This window comes from Collinsella sp. D33t1_170424_A12 (assembly GCF_015554865.1).
Lineage (GTDB): Bacteria > Actinomycetota > Coriobacteriia > Coriobacteriales > Coriobacteriaceae > Collinsella.
In genome coordinates this window covers 1-8,340 of the sequence record NZ_JADNJJ010000177.1, presented here as the reverse complement: position 1 = coordinate 8,340, position 8,340 = coordinate 1, and the positions used below count along the sequence as shown (strand labels likewise).

The window sequence follows — 8,340 nt, the reverse complement described above, 5'->3', positions numbered from 1 at the left end:
CCCACGAAGATGGCAAGGCCCGGCTTCTTCGCCGCGGCATAGGCTCCCACCAGCTCATGGAAGCGCTCCCCTTCTTCGCCCAGCTCGCCCATCTCGCCAAGAACGGCGATGCGCGTGCCGCTGCAGGGAAGCGTTGACAGCAGGTCCAGACCGGCGGCCATGGATTCCGGGCTGGCGTTGTACGAGTCGTCGATTACGCGGGCGCCGCAAGCGGCACGCCGAACCTCCTGGCGACGACCGGTGATCTGCAGGCTCTGGAACACCTCGTCGATGGTGAACTGGGGGATGCCGAGCTCGGATGCCACGGCCGCGGCGTACAGCGCGTTGCCCACCGACTGCTTTCCGGGAATCGCGAGCGTGGTTTTGAACTGCGATCCGTTGCGCACCATCATATTGAACGTGGGACGGCCGTCCTCGCCGACCTCGATGGACGTAGCCGAGACGTCGTCGTCGGCAGACAGGCCGCACAGGATGACGTCGATACCGGCCGGCTTGGCGAAATGCTCGATGATGAACGGCGTGAAGTCGTCTTCGCCCGAAAGCACGAGCGCGGAGTGGTGCCCCTCGAAATTCTCGCTCGATGGCGGCATGCCGCAGCAGACCTCGGCTTTCGCACGGGCGATGTTCTCACGGCTCCCCAGCAGGCCGATATGCGACGTGCCGATCTTGGTGATGATCGAATACGTGGGCTGGGCGCAGCGCGACAGACGCTCGATCTGCCCACGGGCGTCCATGCCCATCTCGAGCACCATGACCTCGGTGTTTCGCGGAGCGGCCAGGATGGTGAGCGGCATGCCGATCACGCTGTTGTAGTTGCCCTGGGTGGCGTGCACGCGATAGCGGGTGGATAGCAGGGCGCACAGAACGTCCTTGGTGGTGGTCTTACCGATGGAGCCGGTCACGGCGACCACGGTGCAGCGCATGCGGGCGCGGTAGCCCTGGGCCAGGCGGAGCAGGAACTCCGTGGGATCGTCGCAGGTAAAGACCGCGCACTCGTGCTCGTCGGCAAGGCGCAGCAGCTCGCGGGAGGGCTCGACCGTGAGCACCACGCACGCCGCGCCCGCCTGGATCGCCTGCGGCGCGAAGGCGTTGCCGTCCACGCGCTCGCCCGGGAACGCCACGAAGATGGAATCCTCCTCCACGCCGCGCGAATCGATCACCACCCCGCGGCAGATACGGTCGGCGTTGCCCGTCCAAGGCTTGGCCCCCGTCACGCTTTCGAGGTACTTCACAGCTATCTCAATCATGCGTCACCCTTCGTACGCTCATATCCTGGCGGTCAATTGTATCGCGCGATACCCCGGCTGTGGTGCAGGGTGTGTGAACGCTCCACGCCACGTGCGCTCGCATCCAACCTATGCATCGGGCTTGATGCCCAGGCTGCTGATGGCTGCCCGCATGATCTCCTTGAACGGAGGCATCGCGACGCTCGAGGTGTACGCCGTTCCATCGAGCGTGATATACACCATGGCGCGCGGGTTGTCGGGCGATGTGAAACCGAGGAAGGATGCCATGTTGTTGAGCTCCTCGTAGCCGCCCTCGCCCGCTCGCTCGGCGGTGCCGGTCTTGCCGGCGATGGTATAGCCATCGATCTGGCCCGCAGAACCGGTACCCTCGGCCACGACCGTCTCCATCATCGAAACGACCTGGCGGGCCGCCTCTTCGCTGATGCAGCGCTTCTGCGAGGAGCTCCAATCAACCTCCTCGCCCTTTTTTGAAAGCAGGAAATGGGGCGTGGACATGATGCCGCCGTTCGCGATGCCGGTCATGGCACGCACCAGCTCGATGGGAGATACGGCGATGCCCTGTCCGAAGGACATGGAGCCCAAGCTGGAGCCATCGTATTCGCTGCGCTTGCGGATGATTCCGGTCGACTCGCCCGGAAAATCCACGCCGCTCTTGGTACCCAGGCCGTACTTCTTCAGGTACTTCGCGAAGCTGTCGGCGCCGATCTCCTTGCCCACCAGCACCATGCCGGTATTGGACGAACGACGCATGATCTCGCGCGTGGTCATGGTCATCGTATAGTCGCGCTTGTCGACATCGTACACGCGGTCCGAACCCACCAGGACGCTGGCCGGCACGCTGAACTCGGTGTCGGGCGAGATCTTCTCCATGTCGATGGCCATGCCGCATACGAGCGCCTTGAAAACCGAACCGGGCTCGTAGGCGTCGGTGACGACGCGCAGGTTCATATCCTCTGCGCGCGCCGTGGAGAGGTCGGAGGGATCATAGGTGGGATAGGAGCACGCTGCAAGGATATCGCCGGTCGTGGGATCGACCACGATCGCCGATCCGTACTTCGCGCCGGAGTCCTCCACGGCTTTTGCCATGGCTTCCTCGGCGGCCTGCTGGATATCCGCATCGATGCTCAAAACGATGTCGCCGCCGTCGGTCGCAGGCGTCTTCTCGTAATCGCCGCCGGCGATGAACGAGCCGCCGGCGCCCGACTCGCGCTCCACGTATCCATCGGAGCCGGTGAGGATGTCGTCGTAGTACCCCTCGAGTCCCGAGATGCCCTTGTTATCAAAGCCCACGGCGCCCAGCACCTGGGCGGCGAGGGGCCCATACGGATAGACGCGCTTGACGGCGGGCTCGAACTCGATGCCGGCTATGTCCTTCTCGGCAAGACGATCGCAGTCCTCCCGGTCAACCAGCCGCTTGACATAGGCGAACGTGCCCTCGCCGGAAACCACCTCGGCTGCGAACTTCCTATCGATGCCCAATACGTCGACGAGAGCCCGGGCCGCCTTCTTACGCGACTCGATGCGCTGCGGATTGACGTATACATTGGAGCACTCCGCGCTCGCAGCGAGCACGTTGCCGTTGCGGTCGTAGATGGTCCCGCGCTTCGCGAACAGCGTCGCGCCAATACGGCGGCGCATGTCGGCCTGCTCGAGGTAGGCGTCCCTGTTTACGACCTGGTAGTCTACGAGCTTTCCCACGCCGAGCACCAGGGCCGCGCCGAACAGGCCTCCCAGCACCGCTCGACGCGAAAACGACTCGCCATCGACGCCGCTGCGAATGAAGTCCGTAGGCGCGATATCACGCTGCCCGCGCGGCCGACGATCCGTCGTCCCGCGCGGGCCGTTCTCGTTTTCACGATGCATGCGATTATTCATAGATCAGTCAATTCCGTCGTTCCGTCACATCGAGCCCTAGGACAGGTCGAGCGTAACGCCGCCTTCCGCCTCCACCATGCCGAGCGTATCGGCCGCAAGGTCGCGGATGCGCGCACGGGAGCCGTACACGGAGCGCTTGACCTCCAGATCGGAAGCCTCCTGATGCGCCTCGCTGATAGCGGTGGTCATCTCCGCGTTGGCGTTGAGCGCGACCGTGGTCATGCTGCCCAGGGCGACGCGCACGGCGCCTACGGCGAAGAGCACGAGCACCATGGCGACCGCGACCTTCGCCACGGTGGTGAACAGCGGGCTCACGCCCTGATTGGCCTCGCGGCCGGCACCCGTCAGGACGTCGAGTCGGGGACGAGCCTCCTCGCGCGGGGCGGCGGGGGCATACGCGCCGTACGGCTCATATGCCTCGTCCTGCATATCATAGGCACGTGCTGCATTTGAGTTGTAATAGGCCATGATATGCAAGCCTCCGCTTTCGGTGTGCGCATCGCCATGGGCGGTGCTGCGATTCAGTAGAACGATTCATGCGCGCACGCTGGCGGAGGTACAGGCGCATCGGCTACAACCGCTGCGCCACGCGTATCTTCGCCGAACGGGCTCGGGGGTTGCGCGCCACCTCTTCCGGCGACGCGACAAGGGGTTTGCGGGTAAGCACCTTCAACGTCGGCACGTTGCCGCACACGCAGACCGGTATATCCGGCGGGCACGTGCAGCCCTGGCTCATCTCCTTGAAGATGTTCTTCACGATGCGATCCTCGAGCGAGTGATACGAGATAACGCAGATGCGCCCTCCCGGATTCGCCCAGCGAATCGCCGCCTCGAGTCCGCGCTCGAGCACCTCGAGCTCGTGGTTGACCTCGATGCGAATGGCCTGGAAGCTTCTCTTGGCGGGATGCCCGCCATGGCGGCGTGCGGCCGCGGGAATTCCAGCCTTGATCACCTCGACGAAATCGCCCGTCGTGGCGATCTCGCTCGTGGCACGGCGTCGAACGATCTCGCGCGCGATCTGCGTCGCGAACTTCTCTTCGCCGTAGACGCGGAGAATCCGGGCGAGGTCTGCTTCGGAATAGGTGTTGATGACCTCAGCTGCGTCTAGGGTGTTGTTTCCCGGATCCATGCGCATATCAAGCGGGGCGTCCTCGTTGTAGGAGAAGCCCCTTCCTGGGATATCAAGCTGCGGGCTCGAAACGCCCAGATCGAACAGGAATCCATCGACACCCGGCACCTCCGCCGAGCACAGCAGCGCATCCATATCGCCGAAATTGCCCTTGAGCAAGCGATGCGGCGTATCCGGGGCTTCGCGGTCGAGCCGCTCCCCCGCCGCGGCGAGCGCCATGTCATCCTGGTCGATGCCGAGCAGAAGGCCGTCCGCGCCCACGCAGGCCGCCATACGAACCGAATGGCCGGCGCCTCCCAGCGTGCAGTCGCATACGACCGAGCCGGGCGTGAGTGCGAGCGTGTCGAGCACTTCTTGGAGCATGACAGGTTCATGCCGAAATTCAGGTGTCAAAGATCCCGTCTCCATATGTGTTGCCGTCCTTACGAATAGAAGAGGTCTGCCAGGTCTTCATCGGACTCCTGCTGCGCCTGATCCCAGGTTGTGCGGTCCCAGATCTCCAGGTGGTCGAAGTTGCCCACCACGGTGACCTCGCGAGAGAGATGCTTCTTCTCGCGAAGCGCTTCGGAAAGACCGATACGGGAGGCGGAGTCGATATCCATCGGCGTCGCCATCGAGTTGACCTTCCTCATGAGCGCCTGGTCCTCGCGCTTACGGGGGTCGAAACCGCCGCGCTTCTCGAAGAGGGCCATGACCCACTTCTCATACTCGTCGCTCGAGAACACATACAGGGCATCGACATCGGGTGCGGGCAACACGTACACGTGCGTCGAGAGCTCGTCGCGGACGGCAGCAGGCAGGGACAAACGACCTTTGGCATCGAGATTGCGCTCGTATGTTCCGGTCAAGATCACTGCTGCGCCCTCCCCTCGGTTGCTCGGATGCGCGATACGGGGAACCACCCCCTCTGTCGACGCTTTCCATCTTATGGGCTAGCGGTACTTTTCGCAACACTTTTTCCCACCCTCTCCCCCACCCTCCCACACCATGACACGTGGGAGAGATGTGGGGACGGGATTCAGGGCGCAGAACAAACACTACATATTGTGTTAGATACGGTGGTAAGCACCATCAACGCCACGGAACCAAGGGGAGGATAACCTTCAAGTTGAGCTTGAACCGATTTTATTCAGTTGTGAGTCGACTGTGAAGCCGCAGGTAGATGAGGTGGAGATCCCCAACGCCCCATCGATAGCCGTACTATAGCGCTTCGCATGGACAGGGAATTGAACAGACCACTATACTTTGGGTCATTCCTGAAGGAAACGGCAAAATATGCAGCGCTACAGGCCTGGAACGCCGCCACGAGGGGCAGAGACGCTCCCCAATCCCCACCCTCTCGATCGGCCCCGATACGGCCATCCGTCCCACCAGCCTCCCACCATGCGCACGGCGGGCCGCTGGCAAGCGGACGCGCAGCCCTACCGGCCGCACCCGGCAACCGCGCGTCCCACCACCTCCCCACCGAGTCCCGCGCCGCATCGGCGTCGTCTTCACGCCCGGGGATGAGCGGCGAGATACTCCTCGGTGATATGGGTGCGGTCCACATGGGTGTAAACCTGCGTGGTCGAGATATCGGCATGCCCCAAGATCTCCTGAAGCACGCGCAGGTCCGCTCCGCCCGCAAGCATATGCGTGGCAAACGAATGCCGCAGCACGTGGGGATGCAGTCCCTCTATGCCAACGGCGCGGCCCGCGCGCTCGCACAGCGTAAACACGCTCTGCCGCGAAAGGCGCGTCCCGTTCTTATTCAAAAACACCGCATCGGCAGGAGCGCCCGTGCGAGCATGCGATGCCAACGCCGAACGGGCGCCGTCGAACACATATGACGCCAACGAGCGGTACGCCGCGCCCTCCAGGGGCACCAAGCGCTCTTTAGAGCCTTTGCCGAGCACGCGCACGAACTCCTCGTCCCAAAAGACATCGCCCGTATCGAGGCCGACGAGTTCGCCCACGCGAAGGCCGCATCCGTAGAGCACCTCCAACAGGGCGCGATCGCGATCACCCGTCGGGGTAGCCGTGAAGGGCTGCTCCAGCAGCCTGGTAACCTGTTCGATGGAAAGGCACTGCGGCAGGCGCTCCGCCTTGCGCGGGAGATGCAGGGCGGCCGTGGGCTGGGAGGATGCAAGGCCCTCGCGGCTCATAAAGCGATGGAATCCCTTGATGGCGGCGAGCGAGCGCTCGATCGACGCCGCGGCATAGCGCGCGCGGCGCATCTCGGCGGCAAAGGCCTCGATCAACGATAGGTCGACATCGTCGGGGGCGCACGCCCCTTGGAGCAGCGCATAGGAGAGATAGCGCCGAAGGTCGCGTCGATAGCCCTCCACCGTTCGCGGCGAGGCGTTGCGCTCGACCACCAGGTGCGAGAGGTATTCCTCCAGAGCGCCTTCGAGGGCGGTGGCGCCATCCAACGGCGCCCCGGGAATCAAGAAGCGCTTCGAAATGGTCGATTCCCGAGCACCGGTTGGCCCGGACGCATGAGCGCACTCCCCCATATGCACCTCCCGCATAGCTCGACGGCATGAATACCCGCCTACACACCCCGTCACGCAAGGGCGCGGGAGCCGTCCCGTCCCTTCGCACCGCGCACCATATACAGCGATGGAGGGGCGCCTCGCATCGAATCGCCCCTCCATCGCATCGTATCAGGCAGCCCGTCTCACGACGAAGCCTATTTATGATAGAACGTATGACGCTCGTACTTGGGCTCGCAGCACACGTTGATACCGAGCTTGCGGTACAGCTCCTCATCTGTCTGCGAGATGATCACGCTAAAGAACGCATCGCATCCGTGAAGCGCCGAAAGCCCGCCGATCACGCGCTTCGCGACATCGCTCGTAGCCGAAGAGATGGACAGCGCGATCAACGTCTCATCGGAATGGAGGCGATGGTTCTTGCTGTCGAGGAACTCCGTCTTAAGACGGCAGATGGGGTCGATGGCACCATCGTCGATCACATCCTCCTCCACATCGACCCCCGTGACCGTCTTCAGGGCGTTCATCAGCAGCGAGCTCGCCGCACCGAGGCGCTCGGACGTCTTGCCCGTGATAACCGTGCCGTCGGGCAGGATCATGGCGCCCACCGGGCCGCCGGTCTCCTCTTCACGCTCGAGCGCGGCTTCGCGCGTGGGCAGGTAGCCCTTGTCGATTCCCGCCTTCTGCATGATGGCCTTGAGGCGTCCGACCTGCTCCTCCCCCATTCCCGTGCGCTTCACGCGCGCCGCGGCATCGAAATAGCGTCGCACGATCTCGGCCAGCGAGGCCTCGCGACAGGCCTCGTCATCGCAGATGGCGAAGCCGACCATGTTGACGCCCATATCCGTGGGGCTCTGGTACGGGCTCTCGCCCAAGATCTTTGTCATCAACGCCTTGACCACCGGAAACGCCTCGACATCGCGGTTGTAGTTCACCGCGGTCTTTCCATAGGCCTCGAGGTGGAACGAGTCGATGATGTTGGCGTCGTCCAGATCGACCGTAGCGGCTTCGTAGGCTATGTTCACCGGATGGTTGAGCGGCAGATTCCACACCGGGAAGGTTTCGAACTTGGCATAGCCCGCCTCGACGCCGCGGCTGTGCTCGTGATAGAGCTGGGACAGGCAGGTGGCGAGCTTGCCCGAACCAGGACCGGGCGCGGTAACGACCACGAGCGGACGGGTGGCCTCCACGAACTCGTTCTTACCGTAGCCATCTTCCGAAACGATGAGGTCGATGTCGTGGGGATAGCCCTCGATGGGGTAATTGAGCTTGCAGGTGATGCCCATCTCCTCCAGACGATGGCGGAAGACGGCGGCAGCGGGCTGACCCGCATACTGGGTGATCACGACGCCGGCGACCGCGAAGCGATTCGCACGGAAGATATCCGTAAGGCGAAGGACGTCCTCGTCATAGGTGATACCCAGATCGCCGCGGGCCTTGTTCTTCTCGATATGGTTCGCATTGATGGCGATGATGATCTCGACGTCGTCGACAAGCTTCTGGAGCATACGGAATTTGGTATCGCTCTCAAAACCGGGCAGGACCCGCGACGCATGGTAGTCGTCGAACAGCTTGCCGCCAAACTCGAGATACAACTTGCCGCCAAGTTCGTCGA

Annotated in this window: 7 protein-coding genes; all 7 read right to left on the bottom strand. The window is 63.3% G+C overall.

The window, feature by feature from the left end:
* A partial coding sequence (murF, locus tag I2E26_RS07535; protein ID WP_195420239.1) for a UDP-N-acetylmuramoyl-tripeptide--D-alanyl-D-alanine ligase occupies positions 1–1,247 on the bottom strand: 1,247 nt, incomplete at its 3' end.
* Positions 1,248–1,355: 108 nt separating this feature from the next.
* Positions 1,356–3,122 (bottom strand): penicillin-binding protein 2, encoded by a 1,767-nt coding sequence (locus tag I2E26_RS07530; protein WP_229056491.1) that lies wholly within the window; start codon positions 3,120–3,122, stop codon positions 1,356–1,358.
* Positions 3,123–3,158: 36 nt separating this feature from the next.
* Positions 3,159–3,590: a hypothetical protein gene (locus tag I2E26_RS07525; RefSeq protein ID WP_147588082.1), complete on the bottom strand. Its 432-nt coding sequence runs from the start codon at positions 3,588–3,590 to the stop codon at positions 3,159–3,161.
* 103 nt (positions 3,591–3,693) lie between these two features.
* Positions 3,694–4,659: a 16S rRNA (cytosine(1402)-N(4))-methyltransferase RsmH gene (gene rsmH, locus I2E26_RS07520; protein WP_147588081.1), complete on the bottom strand. Its 966-nt coding sequence runs from the start codon at positions 4,657–4,659 to the stop codon at positions 3,694–3,696.
* Positions 4,660–4,673: 14 nt separating this feature from the next.
* Positions 4,674–5,105 (bottom strand): division/cell wall cluster transcriptional repressor MraZ, encoded by a 432-nt coding sequence (locus I2E26_RS07515; protein WP_370551468.1) that lies wholly within the window; start codon positions 5,103–5,105, stop codon positions 4,674–4,676.
* A 639-nt stretch (positions 5,106–5,744) separates the two neighbouring features.
* Positions 5,745–6,746, bottom strand: a complete 1,002-nt coding sequence (locus I2E26_RS07510) for a site-specific tyrosine recombinase (RefSeq protein WP_195420238.1) — start codon at positions 6,744–6,746, stop codon at positions 5,745–5,747.
* Between the two features lie 176 nt (positions 6,747–6,922).
* A partial coding sequence (locus tag I2E26_RS07505) for a DUF1846 domain-containing protein (RefSeq protein WP_195420237.1) occupies positions 6,923–8,340 on the bottom strand: 1,418 nt, incomplete at its 5' end.